The sequence below is a fragment of the Streptomyces sp. NPDC005752 genome (genome assembly GCF_040630715.1).
Classification (GTDB): domain Bacteria; phylum Actinomycetota; class Actinomycetes; order Streptomycetales; family Streptomycetaceae; genus Streptomyces.
Genome location: NZ_JBEXYB010000016.1, coordinates 133,815 through 158,927 on the forward strand (window position 1 = coordinate 133,815; position 25,113 = coordinate 158,927).

Below are 25,113 nucleotides of genomic sequence, written 5' to 3' on the forward strand. Positions count from 1 at the left end.
CTTACTTCTCCTTCTTGGCGCCGTAGCGGCTGCGGGCCTGCTTGCGGTTCTTGACACCCTGGGTGTCGAGCGAACCACGGATGATCTTGTAACGAACACCCGGCAGGTCCTTCACACGGCCGCCACGCACGAGCACGATCGAGTGCTCCTGCAGGTTGTGTCCCTCACCCGGGATGTAGGCCGTGACCTCGATGCCGGAGGTCAGACGCACACGCGCGACCTTACGGAGCGCCGAGTTCGGCTTCTTCGGGGTGGTCGTGAACACACGCGTGCAGACACCACGACGCTGGGGCGAACCCTCGAGCGCGGGCGTCTTGTTCTTCTCGACCTTGTCCTGCCGGCCCTTCCGGACCAGCTGCTGGATCGTAGGCACTACTTCTCCGGTTTCTGTGTGCCGTTCGTGAAACTAACCTGGAACACTCGCCGACCCACGCGGTCGGGTGTGTCGAATACTGCACGCCCCTGCGGTGAAACAGCGGAGAAGCAGATTGCGGTGGCCACTTACGGACTCGCCATGCGGTTGAGGACACGCACCCGAGCCCAGGCACACCCCAGGCACAAGGCTTGAGCGTACCTACCTCACGGAGCTGGGTCAAAACAAATGATGTCCACCCCGGCCCCCGGACCGTGCGGCCGGGCATGCCACCCACGCCCCCGCAGGGTCGGATCACCCGGCACAGCGCTCCTCACCAGCATAAACGACGGGACTGTGGCAGGGTGCCGCCTCCAGCGCGCGGTCGGCGACACCTGCATCCGTCACCGCGGGTGACCGACCTCACTGCGTCTGCCGGACACGCAGAAGGGCGCCCACCCCGTACAAGACGGGATGGGCGCCCTTCTCACTCACACCTACTGGTTGTACGGACCGTAGTCGTAGTCCTCCAGCGGAACGGCCTGGCCGGAGCCCGTGCCGAACGGCGAGTAGTCGATGTCGTCGTAGCCGACGGCCGAGTACATCGCGGCCTTGGCCTCCTCGGTCGGCTCGACCCGGATGTTGCGGTAGCGGGACAGACCCGTACCCGCCGGGATGAGCTTACCGATGATGACGTTCTCCTTGAGGCCGATCAGGGAGTCCGACTTGGCGTTGATCGCCGCGTCGGTCAGGACCCTGGTCGTCTCCTGGAAGGACGCCGCCGACAGCCACGACTCGGTGGCGAGCGAGGCCTTGGTGATACCCATCAGCTGCGGACGGCCGGAGGCGGGGTGACCGCCCTCGGTGACCACACGACGGTTCTCGACCTCGAACTTCGACCGCTCGACGAGCTCGCCCGGCAGCAGCTCCGCGTCGCCGGACTCGATGATCGTCACGCGGCGCAGCATCTGCCGGATGATGATCTCGATGTGCTTGTCGTGGATCGACACGCCCTGCGAGTTGTAGACCTTCTGGACTTCGCCGACCAGGTGGACCTGGACCGCGCGCTGACCGAGGATCCGCAGCACGTCGTGCGGGTTCGTGGCACCGACGGTGAGCTTCTGGCCCACCTCGACCGCGTCGCCCTCGCCGACCAGCAGACGGGCACGCTTGGAGATCGGGAACGGCGTCTCCTCGCTGCCGTCGTCCGGCGTGACGACGAGCTTCTTGGTCTTCTCGGTCTCCTCGATCCGGACACGGCCCTTGGCCTCCGAGATCGGGGCGACACCCTTGGGGGTACGCGCCTCGAAGAGCTCGACGACACGGGGCAGACCCTGCGTGATGTCGTCACCGGCCACACCACCGGTGTGGAAGGTACGCATCGTCAGCTGGGTACCGGGCTCACCGATGGACTGGGCGGCGATGATGCCGACCGCCTCACCGATGTCGACCAGCTTGCCGGTGGCGAGCGAGCGTCCGTAGCAGAAGGCACAGGTGCCGACCGCGGACTCACAGGTCAGGACCGAGCGGGTCTTGACCTCCTCGACGCCGGCGCCCACCAGGGCGTCGATCAGGACGTCACCGAGGTCGACGTTGGCAGGCGCGATGACCTTGCCGTCGACGACGACGTCCTCGGCGAGCATGCGGGCGTAGACCGAGGTCTCGACGTCGTCCGTCTTGCGCAGGACACCGTCGGCGCCCTTCACGGCGATCTTCAGCTTGAGGCCACGGTCGGTGCCGCAGTCCTCCTCGCGGATGATGACGTCCTGCGAGACGTCCACCAGACGACGGGTCAGGTAACCCGAGTCGGCGGTACGCAGGGCGGTGTCCGCCAGACCCTTACGGGCACCGTGCGTGGAGATGAAGTACTCCAGAACGGTGAGGCCCTCACGGAAGGACGCCTTGATGGGACGCGGGATCGTCTCGTTCTTGGCGTTCGACACCAGACCACGCATACCCGCGATCTGACGCATCTGCATCATGTTTCCTCGGGCACCCGAGTCGACCATCATGAAGATGGGGTTCGTCTTCGGGAAGTTCGCGTTCATCGCCTCGGCAACCTCGTTGGTCGCCTTGGTCCAGATCGCGATGAGCTCCTGCGTGCGCTCGTCCTTGGTGATCAGACCGCGCTCGTACTGCTTCTGGACCTTCTCGTCCTGCTCCTCGTAGCCCTTGACGATGGCCTTCTTGGCCTCGGGCACGACGACGTCGGAGATGGCCACGGTCACACCGGAGCGGGTGGCCCAGTGGAAACCGGCCGCCTTCAGGTTGTCGAGCGTCGCCGCCACGATGACCTTGGGGTAGCGCTCGGCCAGGTCGTTGACGATCTCGGAGAGCTGCTTCTTACCCACCGAGTAGTCGACGAACGGGTAGTCCTCGGGCAGCAGCTCGTTGAAGAGCGCGCGGCCCAGGCTCGTACGCAGCCGGAAGGTGTCACCCGGCTGGTACTCGGGCTCGCCCTCCTCGGCGACCGGCGGCACCCAGCCACGCGGGGGCATGGTGCCCACCGGGAAGCGGATGTCGACCTTCGCCTGGAGCGACAGCTCGCGGGCGTCGAAGGCCATGGTGGCCTCGGCCGTGGAGCCGAACGCGCGGTCCGTGCCCTTGACGTTGCGGCCCTCTTCGTCCGTGGTGAGGAAGAAGAGACCCAGCACCATGTCCTGGGTCGGCATGGTGACGGGACGACCGTCGGCCGGCTTCAGAATGTTGTTCGAGGACAGCATCAGGATGCGGGCCTCGGCCTGCGCCTCCGCGGAGAGCGGCAGGTGCACGGCCATCTGGTCACCGTCGAAGTCCGCGTTGAACGCGGTGCAGACGAGCGGGTGGATCTGGATGGCCTTGCCCTCGACCAGCTGCGGCTCGAAGGCCTGGATGCCGAGGCGGTGCAGGGTGGGCGCACGGTTCAGCAGCACCGGGTGCTCGGCGATGACCTCTTCGAGGACGTCGTACACCACGGTGCGGCCGCGCTCGACCATGCGCTTGGCCGACTTGATGTTCTGCGCGTGGTTCAGGTCCACCAGGCGCTTCATCACGAACGGCTTGAAGAGCTCCAGCGCCATCGCCTTCGGCAGACCGCACTGGTGCAGCTTGAGCTGCGGACCGACGACGATCACGGAACGCGCGGAGTAGTCCACGCGCTTGCCGAGGAGGTTCTGACGGAAACGGCCCTGCTTGCCCTTCAGCATGTCGCTGAGGGACTTCAGGGGGCGGTTACCGGGACCGGTGACCGGGCGACCACGGCGGCCGTTGTCGAACAGCGCGTCGACGGCCTCCTGCAGCATCCGCTTCTCGTTGTTCACGATGATCTCGGGGGCACCGAGGTCAAGGAGACGCTTGAGGCGGTTGTTGCGGTTGATCACACGGCGGTACAGGTCGTTCAGGTCGGAGGTCGCGAAGCGGCCACCGTCCAGCTGCACCATCGGACGCAGGTCCGGCGGGATGACCGGTACGCAGTCGAGCACCATGCCCTTGGGCTTGTTGCTGGTCTGCAGGAACGCGGAGACGACCTTGAGGCGCTTGAGCGCACGGGTCTTCTTCTGGCCCTTGCCGGTACGGATGATCTCGCGGAGGCGCTCGGCCTCCTCGTCGAGGTCGAAGGACTCCAGGCGCTTCTGCAGCGCGGCGGCGCCCATGCAGCCGTCGAAGTACGTGCCGAAGCGGTCACGCAGCTCGCGGTAGAGCAGCTCGTCGCCCTCGAGGTCCTGGACCTTGAGGTTCTTGAAGCGGCTCCACACCTCGTCGAGACGGTCGATCTCGCGCTGCGCACGGTCGCGCAGCTGCTTCATCTCACGCTCGGCACCTTCGCGCACCTTGCGGCGCACGTCGGCCTTGGCACCCTCGGCCTCGAGCTCGGCCAGGTCGGTCTCGAGCTTCTTGGCGCGGTTCTCGAGGTCCGAGTCGCGACGGTTCTCGACCTGCTGGCGCTCGACGGAGACGTGTGCCTCCAGCGACGGGAGGTCGCGCGTGCGGCGCTCCTCGTCGACGAACGTGATCATGTACGCGGCGAAGTAGATGACCTTCTCGAGGTCCTTCGGCGCGAGGTCCAGCAGGTAGCCCAGGCGCGACGGGACGCCCTTGAAGTACCAGATGTGGGTGACGGGAGCGGCAAGCTCGATGTGACCCATGCGCTCACGGCGCACCTTGGCGCGCGTGACCTCTACGCCACAGCGCTCACAGATGATGCCCTTGAAGCGGACACGCTTGTACTTGCCGCAGTAGCACTCCCAGTCCCGGGTCGGACCGAAGATCTTCTCGCAGAAGAGTCCGTCCTTCTCGGGCTTGAGCGTGCGGTAGTTGATGGTCTCCGGCTTCTTCACTTCGCCGTGGGACCAGGTCCGGATGTCGTCCGCGGTGGCAAGGCCGATCCGCAGCTCGTCGAAGAAGTTGACGTCGAGCACTTGTCGTCAATCCCTCTTTCGGGGGTTCGAGCCCCCTCGCCTGAGCGAGAAATCGGGGCACTTCAGCAATGGTCTGAACGGGTCCGGGGAGAGCCGGCCGGATCACTGGGATCCGGCCGGCCAACCCGTCAGACCTCTTCGACGCTGCTCGGCTCTCGCCGGGACAGGTCGATACCGAGCTCCTCCGCCGCGCGGAAGACGTCCTCGTCCGTGTCGCGCATCTCGATGGACATGCCGTCCGAGGACAGCACCTCCACGTTGAGGCAGAGCGACTGCATCTCCTTGATGAGCACCTTGAAGGACTCGGGAATGCCGGGCTCGGGGATGTTCTCGCCCTTGACGATCGCCTCGTAGACCTTGACGCGGCCGGTGACGTCGTCGGACTTGATCGTCAGGAGTTCCTGGAGGGCGTATGCGGCGCCGTAAGCCTCAAGGGCCCACACCTCCATCTCACCGAATCGCTGACCACCGAACTGCGCCTTACCACCCAGCGGCTGCTGCGTGATCATGGAGTACGGGCCGGTCGAGCGCGCGTGGAGCTTGTCGTCGACCAGGTGGTGCAGCTTGAGGATGTACATGTAGCCGATCGAGACCGGCTCGGGGAACGGCTCACCGGAGCGGCCGTCGTACAGGTTGGCCTTGCCCGAGGGCTGGACCAGCCGGTCGCCGTCGCGGTTCGGGATCGTGGCCTGGAAGAGGCCGGTGATCTCGTCCTCGCGCGCACCGTCGAAGACGGGCGTGGCGACGTTGGTGCCGGGGGCGACCTGGTCGGCGCCGATGGCCTGCAGGCGCTGGGCCCACTCGTCACCGAGGCCGGAGACGTCCCAGCCGCGGCTGGCGAGCCAGCCGAGGTGGATCTCCAGGACCTGTCCCGGGTTCATTCGGGACGGGACACCCAGCGGGTTGAGGATGATGTCGACCGGGGTGCCGTCCTCAAGGAACGGCATGTCCTCGATCGGGAGGATCTTCGAGATGACGCCCTTGTTGCCGTGACGGCCGGCGAGCTTGTCACCATCGGTGATCTTGCGCTTCTGCGCGACGTAGACGCGGACCAGCTGGTTCACGCCCGGCGGCAGCTCGTCGCCCTCTTCGCGGTCGAAGACGCGGACGCCGATGACCTTGCCGATCTCGCCGTGCGGGACCTTGAGCGAGGTGTCGCGCACCTCGCGCGCCTTCTCGCCGAAGATGGCACGGAGCAGACGCTCCTCCGGGGTCAGCTCGGTCTCACCCTTGGGCGTGACCTTGCCGACGAGGATGTCGCCGGCGACGACCTCGGCACCGATACGGATGATGCCGCGCTCGTCGAGGTCCGCGAGGACCTCTTCGGAGACGTTCGGGATGTCCCGGGTGATCTCCTCCGGGCCGAGCTTGGTGTCACGGGCGTCGACCTCGTGCTCCTCGATGTGGATCGAGGAGAGGACGTCGTCCTGCACGAGGCGCTGCGACAGGATGATCGCGTCCTCGTAGTTGTGACCCTCCCACGGCATGAACGCCACGAGCAGGTTCTTGCCGAGCGCCATCTCACCGTTCTCGGTGGCGGGCCCGTCGGCGAGGACCTGGCTCTCGATCACACGGTCGCCCTCGGAGACGACGACCTTCTGGTTGACCGAGGTGCCCTGGTTGGAGCGCGAGAACTTGGCGATGCGGTACGTGGTGTACGTGCCGTCGTCGTTCGTCACGGTGATGTAGTCCGCGGAGACCTCCTGAACCACACCCGCCTTCTCCGCCTTGAGCACGTCGCCGGCGTCGGTGGCGCAGCGGTACTCCATGCCGGTACCGACCAGCGGCGCCTCGCTCTTGATGAGCGGGACGGCCTGACGCATCATGTTCGCGCCCATGAGGGCGCGGTTGGCGTCGTCGTGCTCGAGGAACGGGATCATCGCGGTCGCGACCGACACCATCTGGCGCGGCGAGACGTCCATGTAGTCGACGTCGTCACCGGGGATGTAGTCGATCTCTCCGCCACGACGGCGGACCAGGACGCGGGCCTCGGTGAAGCGCATGTCCTCGGACAGCGTCGCGTTCGCCTGGGCGATCACGAAGCGGTCTTCCTCGTCGGCCGTCAGGTAGTCGACGTCGTCGGTGACGACACCCTCGACGACCTTGCGGTACGGCGTCTCGATGAAACCGAACGGGTTGATGCGCCCGTAGGAGGCCAGCGAGCCGATCAGACCGATGTTCGGGCCTTCGGGCGTCTCGATCGGGCACATACGGCCGTAGTGCGACGGGTGAACGTCACGGACCTCGAAGCCGGCCCGCTCACGGGACAGACCACCCGGGCCGAGGGCGTTCAGACGACGCTTGTGCGTCAGCCCCGACAGCGGGTTGTTCTGGTCCATGAACTGCGACAGCTGGCTGGTGCCGAAGAACTCCTTGATGGAGGCGACGACCGGCCGGATGTTGATCAGGGTCTGCGGCGTGATCGCCTCGACGTCCTGGGTGGTCATGCGCTCGCGCACGACACGCTCCATACGGGCGAGACCCGTACGGACCTGGTTCTGGATCAGCTCACCGACGTTACGGATACGACGGTTGCCGAAGTGGTCGATGTCGTCGGTCTCGACCATGATCGAACGACCGGACTCACCGACCGTCTCGGTCTCACCGGCGTGCAGCTTCACCAGGTACTTGATGGTGGCGATGATGTCGTCGCTGGTGAGAACACCGGCGTCGAGCGGCTCGTCGGCGCCGAGCTTCTTGTTCACCTTGTAGCGGCCGACCTTCGCGAGGTCGTAACGCTTCGGGTTGAAGTAGAGGTTCTCGAGCAGCGTCTGAGCAGCCTCGCGCGTGGGCGGCTCGCCCGGACGCAGCTTGCGGTAGATGTCGAGCAGCGCGTCGTCCTGGCCCTGGGTGTGGTCCTTCTCCAGGGTGGCGCGCATGGACTCGTACTCGCCGAACTCCTCGAGGATCTGCTCGGTGGTCCAACCGAGAGCCTTCAGGAGGACGGTGACGGACTGCTTGCGCTTACGGTCGATGCGCACACCGACCATGTCGCGCTTGTCGATCTCCATCTCCAGCCAGGCACCCCGGGACGGGATGATCTTGGCGGAGAAGATGTCCTTGTCGGACGTCTTGTCGATGGAGGAGTCGAAGTAGACACCCGGCGAGCGCACGAGCTGCGACACGACGACACGCTCGGTGCCGTTGATGACGAAGGTGCCCTTGTTGGTCATGAGCGGGAAGTCGCCCATGAAGACCGTCTGGGACTTGATCTCGCCGGTCTCGTTGTTGGTGAACTCGGCCGTGACGAAGAGCGGCGCGGCGAACGTGAAGTCGCGCTCCTTGCACTCGTCGATCGAGTTCTTCGGGGGCTCGAAGCGGTGGTCGCGGAACGTGAGCGACATCGACCCGGAGAAGTCCTCGATCGGGGAGATCTCCTCGAAGATTTCCTCCAGGCCGGACTTGGTGGGGACGTCTTGTCCACTGTCCAGAGCAGCCTCGACGCGAGCCTTCCAGGCGGCGTTGCCCAGGAGCCAGTCGAAGCTCTCGGTCTGCAGCGCGAGGAGGTTCGGAACCTCGAGGGGCTCCTTGATCTTTGCAAAAGAGATGCGCAGCGGGGCGGTGCTGGCACCGTTGTTCGTATTCGAGGTCGAGGCGTTGCGCGAGGCGGCCAAGAGGGGGTCCTTCCGAGGGCTCGGACTCACTACGCGCGTACCGGCCCCAAGCCGCACACAGAGACAGGAAACCCAAGGTCAGGGATAATCCGGTCATCGGTGCTGAGCGTGGGCATGCCCCTGGTGACGGGCAGGAGGCAGCTAACAGGCAGCGCAAAGGGTCAGTGTAGCCAAACGCCACACTGATGTCCAGTCGGGGTTCTCAGAGACCCACGTTGCTCTCAACAGCTGTTCTCAACACCTATGAATAGCCCTCGCGCGGTGTGCGCTCTTCTTTACTGCCCTCTTCGCTCACGATCCATGCCTCGGATACGGATCGAGATGACGACGCGTCCTGAGAATCGCGCTCCGCGTGCGGTTCGTCAAGGCCCCGGGGCCCCCGCGGACGTCCACCGATCTTCACCTGCGCCCGAAGGACGCCTGTTGACGCCCCCGGCGCTCCCGGAGAAACGCACGGCGAAGATCACCCTACTCGCCGGGGGCCGAAGATCAAGGCAGCCTCTTGGGCCACGCCAAAGGGCGATCACCCGGATGGGTGATCGCCCTTTGCGATGTGACATCTCCGCCTTGCGGCAGGGACGGTCCTGAGGAGTCAGATGACTCGCAGGGTCACTTGACCTCGACGGAGGCGCCGGCGCCCTTGAGGGACTCGGCAGCCTTCTCGGCGGCCTCCTTGGCGACCTTCTCGAGGACGGGCTTCGGGGCGCCGTCCACGAGGTCCTTGGCCTCCTTGAGACCCAGCGAGGTCAGCTCACGCACGACCTTGATGACCTGGATCTTCTTCTCGCCGGCACCCGTGAGGATGACGTCGAACTCGTCCTGCTCGGCCTCGGCCTCGGCGGCGGGGCCACCCGCGGCGGGACCGGCGACGGCGACCGCGGCGGCGGCGGTGACGTCGAACTTCTCCTCGAACGCCTTAACGAACTCGGAGAGCTCGATGAGGGTGAGCTCCTCGAACTGGGCGAGCAGGTCTTCCTGGCTGAGCTTCGCCATGATGGCGTCCTTCCACTAATTCGGCAGGTGCCGGATGTATATGTCGGCGGGCGTACGTGGTGCCCGCTGGACCACCGAGTGGTTACTCGGCAGCCTCGGCGGGAGCCGGAGTACCGGCACCGCCCTGCTCTTCCTTCTTGGCACGAAGCGCTTCCGCGGTGCGGACGAACTTCGAAGGCAGAGCCTGGAAGAGCTGCGCAGTCTGCGTCTGCTTGCCCTTGAAAGCACCGGCCAGCTTGGAGAGCAGAACCTCGCGGGACTCGAGGTCCGCGAGCTTCTTGATCTCATCGGCGGACAGCGCCTTACCGTCAAGGACACCGCCCTTGATGATGAGGTTGGGGTTGTCCTTGGCGAAGTCACGAAGACCCTTCGCCGACTCCACCGGGTCACCGGTGATGAAGGCAACCGCCGTCGGACCTGCGAACAGGTCGTCCAGCGTGTTGATCCCGGCCTCGTTGGCCGCAATCTTGGTCAGCGTGTTCTTCACCACGGCGTACTGGGCGTTCTCACCGAGCGAACGACGCAGCGTCTTGAGCTGCGCCACGGTGAGACCCCGGTACTCGGTCAGCACGGCGGCGTTCGAGCTGCGGAACTGGTCCGTCAGCTCGGCTACCGCGGCAGCCTTGTCGGGCCTTGCCATGAGCGTCGGCCTCCTTCCGGGTGATGAGGACCGCTCAGAAGGGGCCGGGAAAGACGAAACGCCCCAGCACAAGTGCCAGGGCGCGGCTCGACCGGACGGAGTCCGGGAGCGTTACACAGTCACCTGCGCAGGTCGTCCGATCTAGCGGAACCTTCGGTCACCGTCCCTCTCGCGAGAGCGCGGCGACGACCAGCGGTCTTTGGCTTCCTGGTGAGCGTACGCGACCGGGGCCGTCGGGAGCAAATCCGTCCCGGTTCGACCGGCGCGAGAGGTTTGAGGGCTGCTCGGGCGGCCCAGGGCCGGCCGTACGAGGACGGGCCCCGCACCCTCCGAAGAGGCTGCGGGGCCCGTCCTGTGCCGTGACGCGGCTACCGGCTGAGCACGGGGGCTCAGACGGCGGCCGGGTCCTCCTCGACGAGGAGGTTGCGCACGCGGTTGGCGTCCAGCGGAATGCCGGGGCCCATCGTCGTGCTCATGGTCGCCTTCTTGATGAAGCGACCCTTCGCGGCGGACGGCTTCAGACGGAGGATCTCCTCGAGGGCCGCGCCGTAGTTCTCGACCAGCTTCGTGTCATCGAAAGAGGTCTTTCCGATGATGAAGTGCAGGTTCGAGTGCTTGTCGACGCGGAACTCGATCTTTCCGCCCTTGATGTCGTTGACAGCCTTGACGACATCGGGGGTGACGGTGCCGGTCTTCGGGTTCGGCATCAGACCACGCGGACCGAGCACGCGGCCCAGGCGGCCGACCTTGCCCATGAGGTCCGGCGTGGCGACGACGGCGTCGAAGTCCAGACGGCCCTTCGCCACCTCGTCGATGAGCTCGTCGGCGCCGACGATGTCGGCGCCCGCGGCTTCCGCGGCCGCAGCACGGTCACCGGTCGCGAAGACCAGGACCCGGGCGGTCTTGCCGGTGCCGTGCGGGAGGTTCACGGTGCCACGGACCATCTGGTCGGCCTTGCGAGGGTCGACACCCAGGCAGAACGCGACCTCGACGGTGCCGTCGAACTTGGTGGCGGCGGTGTCCTTGGCGATACGGACGGCCTCGAGCGGGGCGTAGGTACGCTCCCGGTCGATCTTCGCGTCCGCAGCGCGGAGGTTCTTGCTGCGCTTCACATCTACTCCTGTGGTTTTCAGAGTGTGGAGTCGTGGTGCGGACCAGCGCTTGGTCCTACCACTGTGGGGCTACGGGGCTGACTCAGCCTTCGACCGTGATGCCCATGGAACGGGCGGTGCCAGCGATGATCTTCGACGCGGCGTCGAGGTCGTTGGCGTTCAGGTCGGGGAGCTTGGTCGTGGCGATCTCGCGGACCTGGTCGGCCGTGAGCTTGGCGACCTTGGTCTTGTGCGGCTCGCCGGAGCCCTTGTCCACACCCGCGGCCTTGAGGATCAGCTTGGCGGCCGGCGGAGTCTTGGTGATGAAGGTGAAGGAGCGGTCCTCGTAGACCGTGATCTCCACCGGCACGACCATGCCACGCTGCGACTCGGTCGCGGCGTTGTAGGCCTTGCAGAACTCCATGATGTTGACGCCGTGCTGGCCCAGTGCGGGACCGACCGGCGGCGCCGGGTTGGCCGCACCGGCGTTGATCTGGAGCTTGATAAGCCCCGTGATCTTCTTCTTCTTGGGAGGCATTGCTCTCTCCGGGTCCTAGTGAGAGTGTTTCGCCGCCATTCCGGTCATCCGGATGGAGGCATACCGCGCAACGATAACGGGTATAGCTGCGCGACCAAAAACCGAGCAGGTCAGACCGGCTGCGAAGCCTGTCTGACCTGCTCGGTAAGCATGTGTCCGAAGACTGGCGGAAAGCCCGTCAGTTCTTCTGGATCTGGTCGAAGCTCAGCTCGACCGGGGTCTCGCGACCGAAGATCTCGACGAGGCCCTTGACCTTCTTCGAGTCCGCGTTGATCTCGTTGATCGTCGCCTGCAGGGTCGCGAACGGGCCGTCGGTGACGGTGACCGAGTCGCCCACCTCGAAGTCCAGGACCTGCACCTCGACCTTGCGGGCCGGCGCCGGCTTGCCCTCGGCCTCGGCCGCCTCGCGGGCCGCCTTCTCCTCGGCCTCGGGGGCGAGCATCTTGACGATCTCGTCCAGGGTCAGCGGGTACGGGTCGTAGGCGTTGCCCACGAAGCCGGTGACACCGGGCGTGTTGCGGACAACACCCCAGGACTCGTTCGTCAGGTCCATGCGCACCAGGACGTATCCCGGGAGCTTGTTCTGACGGACGTTCTTCCGCTCACCGTTCTTGATCTGGACGATCTCTTCCTCGGGCACCTCGGCCTGGTAGATGAAGTCCTCGACGTTGAGCGAGACGGCGCGCTGCTCCAGGTTGGCCTTCACGCGCTTCTCGTAGCCGGCGTACGTGTGGATGACGTACCACTCGCCGGGAAGTCCACGCAGCTCGTCGCGCAGGGCGGCGACGGCGTCGACGGGGGCGGCCGGCTCGGCCTCCTCAGCGGACTCGTCGTCGGCGTCGGACTCGTCCGCCGCCTCGTCGTCCTCTGCGGCTTCCTCGTCCTCCGCGACCTCTGTGTCCTCTGTGTCCTCGTCGGACTCGGCGCGCACGGCGTCCTGCTCGGCGGGCTCGCCCGCAGCGTCGTCAGCAGCGTCGACCTGGTCCGGGGCCACGGCGTCCGCCGCCTCGACGATGTCGAGCTCGTCCTCGGCGGACTCGACGGCGCTCGCCGTGGGCTCGGCGTCGTCGTTCAGGTTCGGGTCAGACACGATGGCTGCTTCTTCCTGGATACAAATGGGTGGAACATGCGAAAGGGGCGCCGATGAGGCGCCCTCCGCGGGGATCAGCCGAAGACGTACTTGATGACCCGCGCAAATCCGAAGTCAATCACGGTGACGAGACCGATCATGACGACCACGAACATGATCACCACGGCCGTGTACGTGGACAGCTGGCTGCGCGTGGGCCATACGACCTTGCGGAGCTCGGCGACGATCTGGCGGTAGAACAGCGCGAGACGGCCCAGAGGACCCTTCTTGCCGCGCTTGCCGCCCTTCCGGGCCTTCTTCTTCGACTCGGGGGTTTCGTCCTCGGCATCAGGCATGTCGATGGAGCCCACGGCGTCCGTCACGCTACTCACCTGATTCCGGGTCGTGGCCGTGCCGCGCCCGGTGGAGCCGCACGGCGGTGCATTGAAGTACGTACATGCGCACACATCCTGGCGAAGGAGTGTGTAGCAGGGCCGGAGGGACTTGAACCCCCAACCGCTGGTTTTGGAGACCAGTGCTCTACCAATTGAGCTACGACCCTTTGTGGTTTCCACCAACCTACCGCATCTTCCCCGGCGGTCCGGTTGGGAAAACGGTGCGGCTGATGAAGGCCAACGACAGGTGAGTGTACGTGCTCGGGGGCGCCGCGTCGAACAGACAACAACCGACCGGTCCTGTCCGGATGCTGTCCGAGTCCTGTCCGGTCCCTGAAACCCCTGTGCCGAGGGCTTTTCCGGTCTGCGAGCATGGGGGCATGAGCGCTGCAACTTCTCCGTCCGAGCGCCGGGTCTCGGCCCGCATCGGTGCGATCTCCGAGTCCGCCACCCTCGCCGTCGACGCCAAGGCCAAGGCCCTCAAGGCCGCCGGCCGTCCGGTGATCGGTTTCGGCGCCGGCGAGCCCGACTTCCCGACGCCCGGTTACATCGTGGACGCCGCCATCGAGGCGTGCCGCAACCCGAAGTACCACCGCTACACCCCTGCGGGCGGGCTCCCCGAGCTCAAGGCCGCCATCGCGGCGAAGACCCTGCGCGACTCCGGCTACGAGGTCGAGACCTCGCAGATCCTGGTGACGAACGGCGGGAAGCAGGCCATCTACGAGGCGTTCGCCGCGATCCTCGACCCGGGCGACGAGGTCATCGTCCCCGCCCCGTACTGGACGACGTACCCCGAGTCGATCCGTCTCGCCGGCGGTGTCCCGGTGGAGGTCGTGGCCGACGAGACCACCGGCTACCGGGTCTCGGTCGAGCAGCTCGAAGCGGCGCGCACCGAGCGCACCAAGGTCGTCCTCTTCGTGTCGCCGTCCAACCCGACGGGCGCCGTCTACGACGCGGCCGACACCGAGGCGATCGGCCGCTGGGCCGTCGAGCACGGGCTGTGGGTGATGACGGACGAGATCTACGAGCACCTGGTCTACGGCGACTCGACCTTCACCTCGCTCCCCGCGGTCGTGCCGGAGCTTCGCGACAAGTGCATCGTGGTCAACGGCGTGGCCAAGACGTACGCCATGACCGGCTGGCGGGTGGGCTGGATCATCGGTCCCAAGGACGTCGTGAAGGCCGCGACCAACCTGCAGTCCCACGCCACCTCCAACGTCAGCAACGTCTCGCAGGCCGCGGCGCTCGCAGCGGTCTCCGGGCCGCTGGACGCGGTCGCCGAGATGCGGACCGCCTTCGACCGCCGCCGCAGGACGATCGTGCGGATGCTCAACGAGATCGACGGCGTGCTGTGCCCGGAGCCCGAGGGCGCCTTCTACGCGTACCCGTCGGTGAAGGAGCTCCTCGGCAAGGAGATCCGCGGAAGGCGCCCTGCGGACTCCGTCGAGCTCGCGGCCCTCATCCTGGAAGAGGCCGAGGTCGCCGTGGTGCCGGGCGAGGCGTTCGGTACGCCGGGGTACCTGCGGCTGTCCTACGCACTGGGCGACGACGACCTGGTCGAGGGCATCTCGCGGATCCAGAAGCTGCTGGGCGAGGCCCGCGCCTGACGGATGGCGACCGCACCGAGAAGGCGACCCCCGGCTCCGGCCGGGGGTCGCCTTTTCGTTCGGGCCGTAACTCACAGGGGGATCCCGCTATCGCGATACCCCTCGCGTGCGGCAAGATCTTCCGATGGAGCGTGACGTACGGCGGTTGCCCAAGGCCCATCTGCACCTGCACTTCACCGGGTCGATGCGGCCCACCACCCTGCTCGAACTGGCGGACAAGTACGGGGTGCGCCTGCCCGAGGCGCTGACCGGAGGCGAACCGCCGAAACTACGGGCCACGGACGAGCGCGGCTGGTTCCGCTTCCAGCGCCTCTACGACATCGCCCGGTCCTGCCTGCGCGAGCCGGAGGACATCCAGCGGCTCGTGCGCGAGACCGCCATGGAGGACGTCGCGGACGGCGCCGGTTGGCTGGAGATCCAGGTCGACCCGACCTCGTACGCCCCGCTGCTCGGCGGGCTGATCCCGGCGATCGAGATCATTCTGGACGCCGTGGACCGAGCGGCCCGCGACACCGGGCTGGGGATCCGGGTGGTCATCGCGGCGAACCGGATGAAGCATCCGCTGGACGCCCGGACGCTGGCCCGGCTCGCCGTGCGGTACGCGGATCAGGGCGTCATCGGCTTCGGGCTCTCCAACGACGAACGCCGGGGGATGGCCCGCGACTTCGACCGCGCCTTCGCCATCGCCCGTGAGGGCGGCCTGATCGCCGCTCCGCACGGCGGCGAACTCTCCGGTCCCTCCAGCGTCCGGGACTGCCTGGACGACCTCGACGCGGCCCGGATCGGGCACGGCGTCCGGGCGGCCGAGGATCCGAGGCTGTTGCGCGAGCTCGCGGAGCGGGGGGTGACCTGCGAGGTCTGCCCGGCCTCCAACGTGGCGCTCGGCGTCTACGAGAAGCCCACCGACGTACCCCTGCGCACACTGTTCGACGCCGGGGTGCCGATGGCGCTCGGCGCGGACGACCCGCTGCTCTTCGGTTCCCGGCTGGCGGCGCAGTACGACCTCGTGCGACGCCACCACGCCTTCACCGACGAGGAACTGGCCGAGCTGGCCCGGCAGTCCGTACGCGGTTCGGTCGCGCCCGTCGACGTGCGCGAGCGGCTGCTGGGCGGGATCGACGCGTGGCTGGCCGGCTGACGCCGCTCGGCAGCGGCGCGCGACCGGCTACAGGCTGACGCCTACCGTCACCGGCTCGTTGACGAGGGTGACGCCGAAGGCATCGTGGACGCCGGCGACGACCTCGCGGGCCAGGGCCAGCAGGTCCTCGGTGGTCGCGCCGCCACGGTTGGTGAGGGCGAGCGTGTGCTTGGTGGAGATCCGTGCGGGGCCCGCGCCGTACCCCTTGGTGAAGCCCGCCTTGTCGATCAGCCAGGCGGCCGAGGTCTTCACCCGGCCGTCGCCGGCGGGGAAGGCGGGGGGCGTGACGCCCGTGCCCAGACGCTCACCGGCGCGGGTGAGGAAGGCCGCGTGCTCCGCCTCGTCGAGGACCGGGTTGGTGAAGAAGGATCCGGCCGACCAGGTGTCATGGTCCTCCGGGTCGAGGACCATCCCCTTGCCCGCCCTCAGCCGGAGGACGGTTTCACTGGCCGAGGCAGCGGCGACGCGGTCGCCCTGTTCGACGCCCATGGCCCTCGCGGTCTCGGGGTAGCGCAGGGGCGCGGACTGCCCGCCCGCGTCCTCCAGGGCGAACCGCACGCGGAGCACGACGAAGCGGTCGGGTTCGGCCTTGAAGCGGCTGTGGCGGTACGAGAACGCGCAGGCCTCGTTCGGAAGGGTGACCGTCTCCCGGGTGTGCCGGTCGTAGGCGACGACCTCGGTGATGACCGAGGACACCTCCTGCCCGTAGGCGCCGACGTTCTGGATCGGTGTGGCACCGGCGGATCCGGGGATCCCGGCGAGGCACTCGATCCCGGCCAGCCCCGCCCCGACCGTACGTGCCACGGCGTCGGTCCAGACCTCGCCGGCCGCCAGTTCGAGCGACGTGCCGGAGAGCTCGAAGCCCTTGGTCGCGATACGCAGGGCCGTTCCGTCGAAGCCCTTGTCGCCGATGACCAGGTTGGATCCGCCGCCGATGACCAGCAGAGGGGTACCGCTGTCGTCGGCTTCGCCCACGGCCGCGATCACCTCCGCGTCCGTGGTGGCCGTCAGAAGGCGGTCGGCCGGGCCGCCGAGGCGGAAGGTGGTCAGGGGGGCGAGGGGGGCGTCGTGGAGTTCCTGCACGGGGACAAGAGTACGGTCCACGTCCCGCGACCGGGGCGTGGACCGTACGTACGAGCCGGGTGCGGCGGTGACGTTCAGGCGAGGCGGACGACGGCGCGGGACATGCCCAGCACCTTCTTGCCGTCGCTCATCGCCGTGAGGTCGACCCGGACCAGGTTGTCGTCCAGCTTCGCTGCGACCTTGCCGCTGACCTCGACCAGCGCCCCGGTGTCGTCGTTCGGGACGACGACCGGCTTGGTGAACCGCACGCCGTACTCGACGACCGCACCGGGGTCACCGGCCCAGTCCGTGACCACCCGGATCGCCTCGGCCATGGTGAACATGCCGTGTGCGATCACGTCCGGCAGTCCGACCTCGCGCGCGAACTTCTCGTTCCAGTGGATCGGGTTGAAGTCCCCGGAGGCGCCCGCGTACTGCACCAGCGTCGCCCGGGTCACCGGGAACGACTGCGTCGGCAGCTCCGTACCGACCTCGACCGCCCCGTAAGCGATGCTCGCCGTCATCACGCCTCCTCGGCGGCACGTGCCACCAGCTTCGTCCACGCGGTCACGACGTGTTCACCCGACTCGTCGTGCACCTCGCCGCGGATGTCCACGATGTCGTTGCCCGCCATCGTCTTGATCCCCTCGATGGTCGAGGTGACCGTCAGCCGGTCCCCCGCCCGTACCGGGCGCACGTAGGTGAACTTCTGGTCGCCGTGGACCACACGGCTGTAGTCCAGGCCCAGCTGCGGGTCCTGGATCACCTGACCGGCGGCCCTGAAGGTGATCGAGAACACGAATGTGGGCGGAGCGATCACATCCTGATGCCCCAGCGCCTTGGCTGCTTCCGGGTCCACGTACGCGGGGTTGTCGTCACCCACCGCTTCCGCGAACTCCCGGATCTTCTCCCGGCCGACCTCGTACGCCGGGGTGGGCGGATAGGTCCGCCCCACGAAGGACTGGTCGAGCGCCATGAGCCCGGTACCTCCTGATGAAAGTCGAATGGGGCGAGTAGATCACCCCGAGCCCCCGGATAAAACGACACGAGGCCGCCCCCAGTGGGGACGGCCTCGTGTACGAGCCTGATTCAGCGCGTTTCGCGGTGCGCCGTGTGCGAGTTGCAGCGCGGGCAGTGCTTCTTCATCTCAAGACGGTCCGGGTTGTTACGCCGGTTCTTCTTGGTGATGTAGTTCCGCTCCTTGCACTCCACGCAGGCCAGCGTGATCTTCGGGCGGACGTCGGTGGCAGCCACGTGAGTGCTCCTTGGACGGACGGATGGACGGATGAACGCATAAAAGAGTAGCCGATCGAAGGACCGACCCCACAATCGGCTACCGTTAGTAGCGGTGACCGGACTTGAACCGGTGACACAGCGATTATGAGCCGCTTGCTCTACCGACTGAGCTACACCGCTTTGATGCCGGGCTTCCCCGCCGAAGCGGGGTTACCCGATCACCAGAGCCCCAATGCGGAATCGAACCGCAGACCTTCTCCTTACCATGGAGACGCTCTACCGACTGAGCTATTGGGGCGAGCGAGGAAGACATTACACGGTCTCTCGCCGATCGCCCAAATCCGTTTCCGTCACCCGCTGCGGCCTCCCTCCCGCCCTCCGGCCGACCCCTGCGGCGACCCCCTGATCAGGCCCTTGATCAGCCCGGACGCCACTGCCGCCGAGGGCGTCAGCGAGCCCCGCGGCCCATCTCCCACCGTCCGCCCCGCAGGGCCACATTCATATGACTAATGCCCTCCTCCTCGGAGCGGAGCGAGCCCCCGCCTAGGCTCGGCCGCCCCTGCGTGATCTTGATTCCTTCCAGGAGCGGCGCGATGCCCGAAAGTCCCGGCGGCCCGCACGCCCTCCTCCTCAGCGGGGCGCGGCTCACGGACGGCCGGACCGTGGACGTGCGGATCGCCGGTCCGCGCATCGAGGCCGTCGGGAGGGCGGGCAGCCTCACCGCCCGGGGGACCCGTCTGGACCTGCGCGGCTACCTCCTGCTGCCCGCCCCCGCCGAGCCCCACGCCCACGCCGACACCGCACTCACCGGCACGTCCCAGGGCCCGCCCTCCCACCGGGCCGAGGACGTCCGGCGCCGTGCCACCGAGGCGGCGCTGCTCCAGCTCAGCCATGGTGCGACCGCACAGCGCGCCCATGTACGCGTCGGCGACGCGCAGGGACTCGGGCCACTCGAAGGCGTCCTTGCGGCCCGCCGTTCCCTGCGGGGGCTCACCGCCCTGACCGCGGTCGCCGTACCCCGGCTCCTCACCGGCGTCGCGGGCGCGGACGGCCTCGCCGTGCTCCGTGACGCCGTGGAGGCGGGGGCGGGCGTGATCGGCGGCTCGCCCGACCTCGACCCCGATCCGGCCGGTCACACCGAGGCGGTCCTGACTCTCGCCGCCGCCCACGGCCTCGCCGTCGACCTGCACACGGACGGTGACGACCCCGGTCGCCTCGCCCGCCTTGCGGCCATGGCCGCCGGACACCGCCCCGGCGTCTGCCTGGGCCCCTGTACGGGCCTCTCTCGGCTTCCGAGCGACGAGGCGGCCCGTGCGGCCGACCGGCTCGCCGCCGCCGCCGTGACCGTGGTCTGCCTCCCCCAGGGCGGGTGCTCCGGCGCCCGGCTCCGCGGCACGCCGCCCGTGCGGCTTCTGCGCGCGGCGGGAGTGCGGGTGGCGGCGGGCGGCGGAGCCCTGCGCGACCTCTCCAACCCGGTCGGCCGCGGCGACCCCCTGGAGGCGGCGTATCTGCTGGCCTCGCGGGAGGGGCTCGACCCCGCGCACGCCTACGACGCCGTCTCCGGGACCGCCAGAGCGGCACTGGGCCTGCCGGGCGTACGCGTCGAGGCCGGCTTCCCCGCCGAGCTGCTCGCCGTGCGCGGGGACGGTCTGGCCGGGGCACTCTCCCTCGCGTACAGCAGGATCGTGGTGCACCGAGGGCGCGTGGTGGCGCGGACCAGCGCCGTACGCGAGTACCGCGATTCCGGAGCCGCCGCGGCCGCTCTCGATCTCCCCCGTCAGGCACGCCCCTGGCCGGGCCCCGGCGGCGGGCCTTGAGCGGGAGCGCGCACGGCGGCGTACGGTCGGAAGCATGCGCATTGTCATTGCAGGTGGACATGGTCAGATCGCGCTGCGGCTCGAGCGGTTGCTCGCCGCGCGCGGTGACGAAGCGGTGGGCGTCATCCGCAACCCTCAGCAGGGCGAGGATCTGAGAGCGGCAGGTGCCGAACCCGTCGTGCTCGACCTCGAATCGGCGTCCGTCGAGGAGGCGGCGGAGGTCCTGAGAGGGGCGGACGCCGTGGTCTTCGCGGCGGGGGCCGGCCCGGACAGCGGCTCGGCTCGCAAGGACACGGTGGACCGCGGAGCGGCCGTGCTCTTCGCGGACGCGGCGGAAGCGGCGGGCGTGCGGCGCTACGTCGTGGTGTCCTCCATGGGCGCCGACCCCGATCACACGGGCGACGAGGTCTTCGACATCTACCAGCGGGCCAAGGGCGAGGCGGACGCGTACGTACGCTCCATGAGCGGTCTGGACTGGACGATCCTGCGCCCCGGGATGCTCACGAACGACGCCGGAACGGGCCAGGTCCTGCTCGCCGCCTCGACGGGCCGTGGCCCGATCCCCCGCGACGACGTGGCGGCGGTGCTGATGGAGCTGCTGGACACCCCGGCGACGGCGGGCCTGACGCTGGAACTGATCAGCGGGAGCAAGCCGGTGGCGGTCTCGGTGAAGGACGTCGCGGGCAACTGAGCCCGGAACCGCGCGGGCGACGGCCCCGCACGTGCGGTTCCCCGGAGGCCGGGCCCGCGGAAAGCCGCACCGTACCGGGCGGGCATCCTTGTACCGACCGCCCAACCGTGGTTCCTCACGTGGAGGGTGATCGGGGCACATGCCCCGGAGTGACCGACCGGCGGCTTGGAGCCTCACATGCATCTCACGTACCCGGCTCTGCCGAAGGAACCCGCGGGCGGCATCGCGGGCTGGGCCACCGGACTCGTCGACACCATGGGCGGCCCCGGAGCCGGTCTGGCCATCGCCCTGGAGAACCTCTTCCCGCCGCTGCCGAGCGAAGTGATCCTGCCGCTGACCGGGTTCGCCGCAGGACAGGGCGTCCTCAGCCTGGCTTCGGCGTTGTTCTGGACCACGCTCGGCTCGGTCGTGGGAGCGGTGGTCCTCTACTGGATCGGCATGGCCTTCGGGCGCGAGCGCATGCACGCCCTCTGGGGGAAGCTGCCGCTGGTGAAGGCCTCCGACCTGGTACGCACGGAGGAGTGGTTCGCGAAGCACGGCACCAAAGCGGTCTTCTTCGGCCGCATGGTGCCGATCTTCCGCAGCCTCATCTCCGTCCCCGCCGGCGTGGAGCGCATGCCTCTGCACGTCTTCGTCATGCTGACCACGCTCGGCAGCCTGATCTGGAACTCCGTTCTGGTGATGGCCGGTTACTGGCTGGGCGACCGGTGGGAGGCGGTGGAGACCTACGTCGGGTTCGCCTCCAAGGCCGTGCTGGTCCTGGTGGTCGCGGCCGTCGCGACGTACGTGGTCATGCGACTGCGCGGCACCGACCGCACACAGCACCGCCGCAGTTCATGACCTCACCCGGGCACACCTGGCCGGACTTCTGTACGTCCTTCCGGCGGGCATCGGTCTCGGGCCCCTCCTGCTGAACGTCCCCCAGGACGACACCGAAACCCAGCAGCCCGCGCGCACGAGGAGGCACACCGGTCCGCGCCGGGCGCACCAGGAGTCGCGGTACCTGGCCCGGCGCAGCTGCGGACAGTGAGGTGGCGGAGGATCCTCCGGTCTGCGGCCTCGTAGTGCCCGGGGAAGCGGTCGCCGAAGAAGAAGGCTCGCGAAGCTGCGCGAAGTGGCCTGGAGGGTCTGTCCGTCGGGGAGCCGTCCGGCACTCGCGCCGCGAGGCGTTCCGGTCCCACGGAGCGTCCGCGGGATAGCGTCGGGCGCATGGACGGTGGCCCTGATCGCCGAGGTTGGCTCCCCTGTTACCTCAGCGGGGCGGTGTTCGCGGTGTGCATGGCGGGGACCACTCTGCCGACGCCCCTCTACAGCCTTTACCAGGACGAGCTCGGGTTCTCCGAGCTGACGGTGACCGTGGTGTACGCCGTGTACGCCTTCGGTGTCATCGGGGTGCTGCTGCTGGCGGGAAACGCCTCCGACGCGGTGGGCAGACGCCCCGTGCTGCTGTGGGGCCTGGCCTGCGCGGCGGCGAGCGCCATCTGCTTCCTGTGCGCCAGCGCCCTGGGCTGGCTCTACGCGGGCCGGCTCATGTCGGGCCTGTCGGCCGGGTTGTTCACCGGGGCGGCCACGGCGTACGTCATGGAACTGGCGCCCGGCAGGGGCTCGCCCAGGGCCTCGTTCGTGGCGACGGCGGCCAACATGGGAGGCCTGGGCTGCGGCCCGCTGCTGGCCGGGGTCCTCGCTCAGTACGCGCCCTGGCCGCTGCACCTGCCGTTCGTCGTGCACCTGGCGCTGCTGTCCGTCTCGGCGGTCGTCCTGTTCCGCCTGCGGGAGACCGTGGGCGAGCGGCAGCCTCTGAACACCGTCCGGCCGCAGCGGCCGGGACTGCCGCCGGAGGTCCGGGCGGTGTTCAGGCCGGCGGCGCTCGCGTCCTTCGTGGGGTTCGCGCTGTTCGGGGTGTTCACGTCGGTCAGCCCGGCGTTGCTCTCCCAGTTCCTGGACGTGGACAACCGCGCGGTGAGCGGGCTGATCGTCGCACTGGCCTTTTTCGCCTCGATCGCGGGGCAGTCGGTGGTCGGCAGGATCGGGGAACGGCGGTCGCTGCCACTGGGCTGCGCGGGTCTGCTCGGCGGACTGGCACTGCTCGCGGCCGCCCTGTGGTGGCAGCTGCTGCCCCTGGTCGTGCTGAGCGCGCTCATCGGCGGCTCGGGCCAGGGGCTGGCCTTCAGGGCCTCCCTGTCCCAGGTGGCCGCGGCATCACCCGCGGACCGGCGGGCGGCGGTCATCTCGGCGCTGTTCGTGGTGGCGTACGCGGGCATCTCCCTGCCGGTGATCGGGGTGGGTGTCCTGTCCAGTCACATCGGCCTCCAGGACGCGGGGCTGATCTTCATCGCCTGCATGGCCGTCCTGGTCACCTGCGCCGGCGCCTATCTGTTGCGGCGCCGCACTGATGACGGATCGCCGACTCCACGCGGGGCCGCCGAGCGGCACTCCCACTGATCGACGAGCCCGGCCGTCCGCGGCTGATCCGCTCGGGGCGTCCGGCGGTCGTGGGTGAGCCCCGGTGCGGCGAGTTCCTCCTGCCTGCCGCAGCACCGACCTGTCGTCACACCGCGAAATCGAGCCCATCGATCGGCGGCCCGGATCCAGCGGCCGTCCGCTACCGTGACAACTACCGGACAGAGCTGTCCGGTTGCGGCACGGACGAACCATGACAGACGTGCAGGGCGCATCCGCGCCCCCGTGCGGGCGACGCGATCCTCTCGGCCGACGGGCTCCCCCGCAGACAGGAAGAGTGATCCCCCCATGCGACGAATCCCGGTCCGGTCCCTCGCGGTGCTCGCCACCGTCGGCACGCTGGTCCTCACCGGATGCGGTACGGAAACAGGTGACCCCGCCGACAGCACACCCGCAGTCGCCGGTGCGGACAGGACCATCCGCGCCCACGAGGTCATGCAGTTGACGAAGGTGCACGAGGAGACCGGGATGACCCTGCTGGAGGGCCCGACCTTCGACGGGACCGGCAAGCTGCTCGTCGTCGACGTCACCGCCCCTGCGGGGAAGCCGAAAGTCATCCGCGTGGACGTGAGGAAGAGGACGTCACAGGCGGTTCACACGGACGCCCGAGGGGCCTACACCTCGGCCCAGTTCAGCCCGTACGACGGCCGCCTCTACCTGACCGACTACGCGCACGGTGAGGTCGTCAGCCTGGCCCCGGACGGAAGCGACCCGCGGACCTTCTTCTCCGGGGACGTCGACGGAGCGCGGATGAACCCCGACGACATCGCCTTCGACGAGGAGGGCAACCTGTACGTCAGCGACTCACGCGGCCTGTCCACGGGCGACGCGCACGGGCGTGTGGTGCGGATCGAGCGGGACGGCAAGGAGTCGACCGTTCTGGCCGAGGGGCTGGCCTCGACGAACGGTGTCTCCTTCGACGCCGACTACGAGGGGTTGTGGATCAGCGAGCTCACGCAGAATCGGATTTCCTACCTCCGCCTCGACGGCAAGGGTGGCGTGGCTTCCAAGCACACCGCCGTACGCGTGGACGGCGGGATCGCCCAGACCGACTCGATCGCCGTGGACGCGGCCGGAAACATCTATCAGGCGCTGCACGGCCGGGCGGCCATGGTCGTGTACGACCGGCACGGCGAGCGCCTTGCGACCATCGAGGTCCCCGCCCGCGCCAAGGGGCTCGAGTCGGCGACGAACGTGGCGATCACGCCCGGCGGGACCAGGGCGTACATGACCGTCAGCGGGCCGGCCGGCGGATTCCTGTACACCTTCGACGCGCTGGCGAAGGGTGTACGGCAGTCCAACGGCGGCTGACACCCCACTCCGGCGCCGCTTCCTCACCCCTCGAAGGGCCGCACCGGCCCCACCTCGACGCCGAGCATCCGCCAGGCCGCCACCGCACGGCGTTCCCGCACCTCGCGTGTGGGGCCGCTGACGGCGCCGGAGACCATGGCGACGGCGAGCATGAGGTCGGTCGAGGCACTCAGCCGGTGCCCCTTCGGCAGGTGTTGCCGCACAGCGGCCTCGACCCTGCCCGACAGGACCAGGGCGTGGGCGAGGGCGTCCGCGTGGCCGGTGGCCCCGTTGGTGTGCAACAGGCCCAGGAACGCGGCCGACCCCGTCAGGTGCCAGGTCAGCACGCCGAGGACGTCGTCGAACGACGCGCCTTCGGCCGCGGCCGCCTGCTCGATCTGCCGCACGTTCTCCTCCAGGACGGCGATCGCCACGGCCGCACGGTCGGGGAAGTGCCGGTACAGGACGCCTTGCCCGACCCCCGCGCGACGCGCGATCGCGGACAGCGGAGCATCCAGCCCGTGGGCCGCGTAGATCTCCCGCGCGGCGGCGATCAGAGCGTCCCTGTTGCGGGCAGCCACCTTCGGCCCGTGATTCGCGGGCCGCCGCTCGGCGGGCACTAGGTGTTCTGCCCTGTGAGGTTGGGGACGCGGCTGGCGGGTGGTTGGCCCTTGAGTGCGGTGTGTCCGCGGTGGTGATTGTAGGTGTGGAGCCAGGCGGGGT

Annotated in this window: 21 protein-coding genes, 3 tRNA genes and 1 pseudogene; 7 read left to right on the plus strand and 18 right to left on the minus strand. The window is 68.4% G+C overall.

From position 1 onward, the window contains the following. Position 1: 1 nt before the first annotated feature. The 10 genes from rpsL to ABZ441_RS16150 form a co-directional block, all read right to left on the minus strand. Complete coding sequence (rpsL, locus tag ABZ441_RS16105; protein ID WP_003948652.1) at positions 2 to 373, minus strand: 30S ribosomal protein S12; 372 nt, start codon at positions 371 to 373, stop codon at positions 2 to 4. Positions 374 to 849: 476 nt separating this feature from the next. Then, positions 850 to 4,749 carry a DNA-directed RNA polymerase subunit beta' gene (locus ABZ441_RS16110; protein WP_031096337.1) on the minus strand — a complete coding sequence of 1,300 codons (3,900 nt, stop codon included), beginning with the start codon at positions 4,747 to 4,749 and terminating at the stop codon, positions 850 to 852. Positions 4,750 to 4,877: 128 nt separating this feature from the next. Continuing rightward, a complete protein-coding gene (gene rpoB, locus ABZ441_RS16115; RefSeq protein ID WP_358973551.1) occupies positions 4,878 to 8,363 on the minus strand; it encodes a DNA-directed RNA polymerase subunit beta in 3,486 nt (1,161 codons plus the stop codon). A gap of 609 nt (positions 8,364 to 8,972) precedes the next feature. Further along, the gene (gene rplL / locus ABZ441_RS16120) at positions 8,973 to 9,356 is read right to left on the minus strand and encodes a 50S ribosomal protein L7/L12 (protein ID WP_103517760.1); all 384 of its coding nucleotides are present in this window, start codon (positions 9,354 to 9,356) and stop codon (positions 8,973 to 8,975) included. A gap of 82 nt (positions 9,357 to 9,438) precedes the next feature. Further along, positions 9,439 to 9,996 carry a 50S ribosomal protein L10 gene (rplJ, locus tag ABZ441_RS16125; RefSeq protein ID WP_358973555.1) on the minus strand — a complete coding sequence of 186 codons (558 nt, stop codon included), beginning with the start codon at positions 9,994 to 9,996 and terminating at the stop codon, positions 9,439 to 9,441. Positions 9,997 to 10,385: 389 nt separating this feature from the next. Continuing rightward, entirely contained in the window at positions 10,386 to 11,108 is a 723-nt protein-coding gene (gene rplA / locus ABZ441_RS16130; RefSeq protein WP_103517762.1) for a 50S ribosomal protein L1, read from the minus strand. A gap of 82 nt (positions 11,109 to 11,190) precedes the next feature. Further along, a complete protein-coding gene (rplK, locus tag ABZ441_RS16135) occupies positions 11,191 to 11,625 on the minus strand; it encodes a 50S ribosomal protein L11 (protein ID WP_205018340.1) in 435 nt (144 codons plus the stop codon). Between the two features lie 178 nt (positions 11,626 to 11,803). After that, a complete protein-coding gene (gene nusG / locus ABZ441_RS16140) occupies positions 11,804 to 12,715 on the minus strand; it encodes a transcription termination/antitermination protein NusG (RefSeq protein ID WP_358973560.1) in 912 nt (303 codons plus the stop codon). Positions 12,716 to 12,789: 74 nt separating this feature from the next. Beyond that, entirely contained in the window at positions 12,790 to 13,077 is a 288-nt protein-coding gene (gene secE, locus ABZ441_RS16145; protein ID WP_358973563.1) for a preprotein translocase subunit SecE, read from the minus strand. 106 nt (positions 13,078 to 13,183) lie between these two features. Next, a tRNA-Trp gene (locus ABZ441_RS16150) sits at positions 13,184 to 13,256 on the minus strand. Between the two features lie 213 nt (positions 13,257 to 13,469). Here ABZ441_RS16150 and ABZ441_RS16155 point away from each other — a divergent pair. Next, entirely contained in the window at positions 13,470 to 14,696 is a 1,227-nt protein-coding gene (locus tag ABZ441_RS16155; RefSeq protein WP_358973566.1) for a pyridoxal phosphate-dependent aminotransferase, read from the plus strand. Between the two features lie 124 nt (positions 14,697 to 14,820). Beyond that, positions 14,821 to 15,834 carry an adenosine deaminase gene (locus ABZ441_RS16160; RefSeq protein ID WP_205018336.1) on the plus strand — a complete coding sequence of 338 codons (1,014 nt, stop codon included), beginning with the start codon at positions 14,821 to 14,823 and terminating at the stop codon, positions 15,832 to 15,834. A gap of 27 nt (positions 15,835 to 15,861) precedes the next feature. Here ABZ441_RS16160 and ABZ441_RS16165 read toward each other — a convergent pair whose 3' ends face one another. The 6 genes from ABZ441_RS16165 to ABZ441_RS16190 form a co-directional block, all read right to left on the minus strand. Continuing rightward, positions 15,862 to 16,917, minus strand: a complete 1,056-nt coding sequence (locus tag ABZ441_RS16165) for a UDP-N-acetylmuramate dehydrogenase (RefSeq protein WP_358973571.1) — start codon at positions 16,915 to 16,917, stop codon at positions 15,862 to 15,864. A gap of 74 nt (positions 16,918 to 16,991) precedes the next feature. Beyond that, positions 16,992 to 17,420: a MaoC family dehydratase gene (locus ABZ441_RS16170; protein WP_358973574.1), complete on the minus strand. Its 429-nt coding sequence runs from the start codon at positions 17,418 to 17,420 to the stop codon at positions 16,992 to 16,994. Beyond that, the gene (locus tag ABZ441_RS16175) at positions 17,420 to 17,872 is read right to left on the minus strand and encodes a MaoC family dehydratase N-terminal domain-containing protein (RefSeq protein ID WP_358973577.1); all 453 of its coding nucleotides are present in this window, start codon (positions 17,870 to 17,872) and stop codon (positions 17,420 to 17,422) included. Before ABZ441_RS16175 ends, ABZ441_RS16170 begins: the two co-directional genes overlap by 1 nt. A 113-nt stretch (positions 17,873 to 17,985) precedes the next feature. Continuing rightward, on the minus strand, positions 17,986 to 18,150 hold the full coding sequence (gene rpmG, locus ABZ441_RS16180; protein ID WP_003956487.1) for a 50S ribosomal protein L33: 165 nt from the start codon (positions 18,148 to 18,150) through the stop codon (positions 17,986 to 17,988). Between the two features lie 89 nt (positions 18,151 to 18,239). Further along, positions 18,240 to 18,312, minus strand: a tRNA-Met gene (locus ABZ441_RS16185). 45 nt (positions 18,313 to 18,357) lie between these two features. After that, positions 18,358 to 18,430: transfer RNA gene (locus tag ABZ441_RS16190), tRNA-Thr, on the minus strand. Between the two features lie 295 nt (positions 18,431 to 18,725). On the opposite strand from ABZ441_RS16190, the gene ABZ441_RS16195 reads away from it, so the two are divergent. The 5 genes from ABZ441_RS16195 (at position 18,726) to ABZ441_RS16215 (ending at position 24,411) form a co-directional block, all read left to right on the plus strand. Then, positions 18,726 to 19,949, plus strand: coding sequence for a hydrolase (locus tag ABZ441_RS16195; RefSeq protein WP_358973580.1), 1,224 nt, complete (start codon positions 18,726 to 18,728; stop codon positions 19,947 to 19,949). A gap of 34 nt (positions 19,950 to 19,983) precedes the next feature. Then, positions 19,984 to 20,640 carry an SDR family oxidoreductase gene (locus ABZ441_RS16200; protein ID WP_358973583.1) on the plus strand — a complete coding sequence of 219 codons (657 nt, stop codon included), beginning with the start codon at positions 19,984 to 19,986 and terminating at the stop codon, positions 20,638 to 20,640. A 177-nt stretch (positions 20,641 to 20,817) separates the two neighbouring features. Beyond that, positions 20,818 to 21,480 carry a DedA family protein gene (locus ABZ441_RS16205; RefSeq protein ID WP_358973586.1) on the plus strand — a complete coding sequence of 221 codons (663 nt, stop codon included), beginning with the start codon at positions 20,818 to 20,820 and terminating at the stop codon, positions 21,478 to 21,480. A 369-nt stretch (positions 21,481 to 21,849) separates the two neighbouring features. Continuing rightward, positions 21,850 to 23,082 carry an MFS transporter gene (locus ABZ441_RS16210; protein ID WP_358973590.1) on the plus strand — a complete coding sequence of 411 codons (1,233 nt, stop codon included), beginning with the start codon at positions 21,850 to 21,852 and terminating at the stop codon, positions 23,080 to 23,082. A gap of 306 nt (positions 23,083 to 23,388) precedes the next feature. Further along, a complete protein-coding gene (locus ABZ441_RS16215; protein WP_358973593.1) occupies positions 23,389 to 24,411 on the plus strand; it encodes an SMP-30/gluconolactonase/LRE family protein in 1,023 nt (340 codons plus the stop codon). Between the two features lie 23 nt (positions 24,412 to 24,434). Here the strand turns inward: ABZ441_RS16215 and ABZ441_RS16220 are convergent, their stop codons facing one another. Next, the gene (locus ABZ441_RS16220; protein ID WP_358973596.1) at positions 24,435 to 24,971 is read right to left on the minus strand and encodes a helix-turn-helix domain-containing protein; all 537 of its coding nucleotides are present in this window, start codon (positions 24,969 to 24,971) and stop codon (positions 24,435 to 24,437) included. 38 nt (positions 24,972 to 25,009) lie between these two features. Continuing rightward, positions 25,010 to 25,113 (minus strand): annotated as a pseudogene (locus ABZ441_RS16225) (IS481 family transposase); the annotation flags it as partial.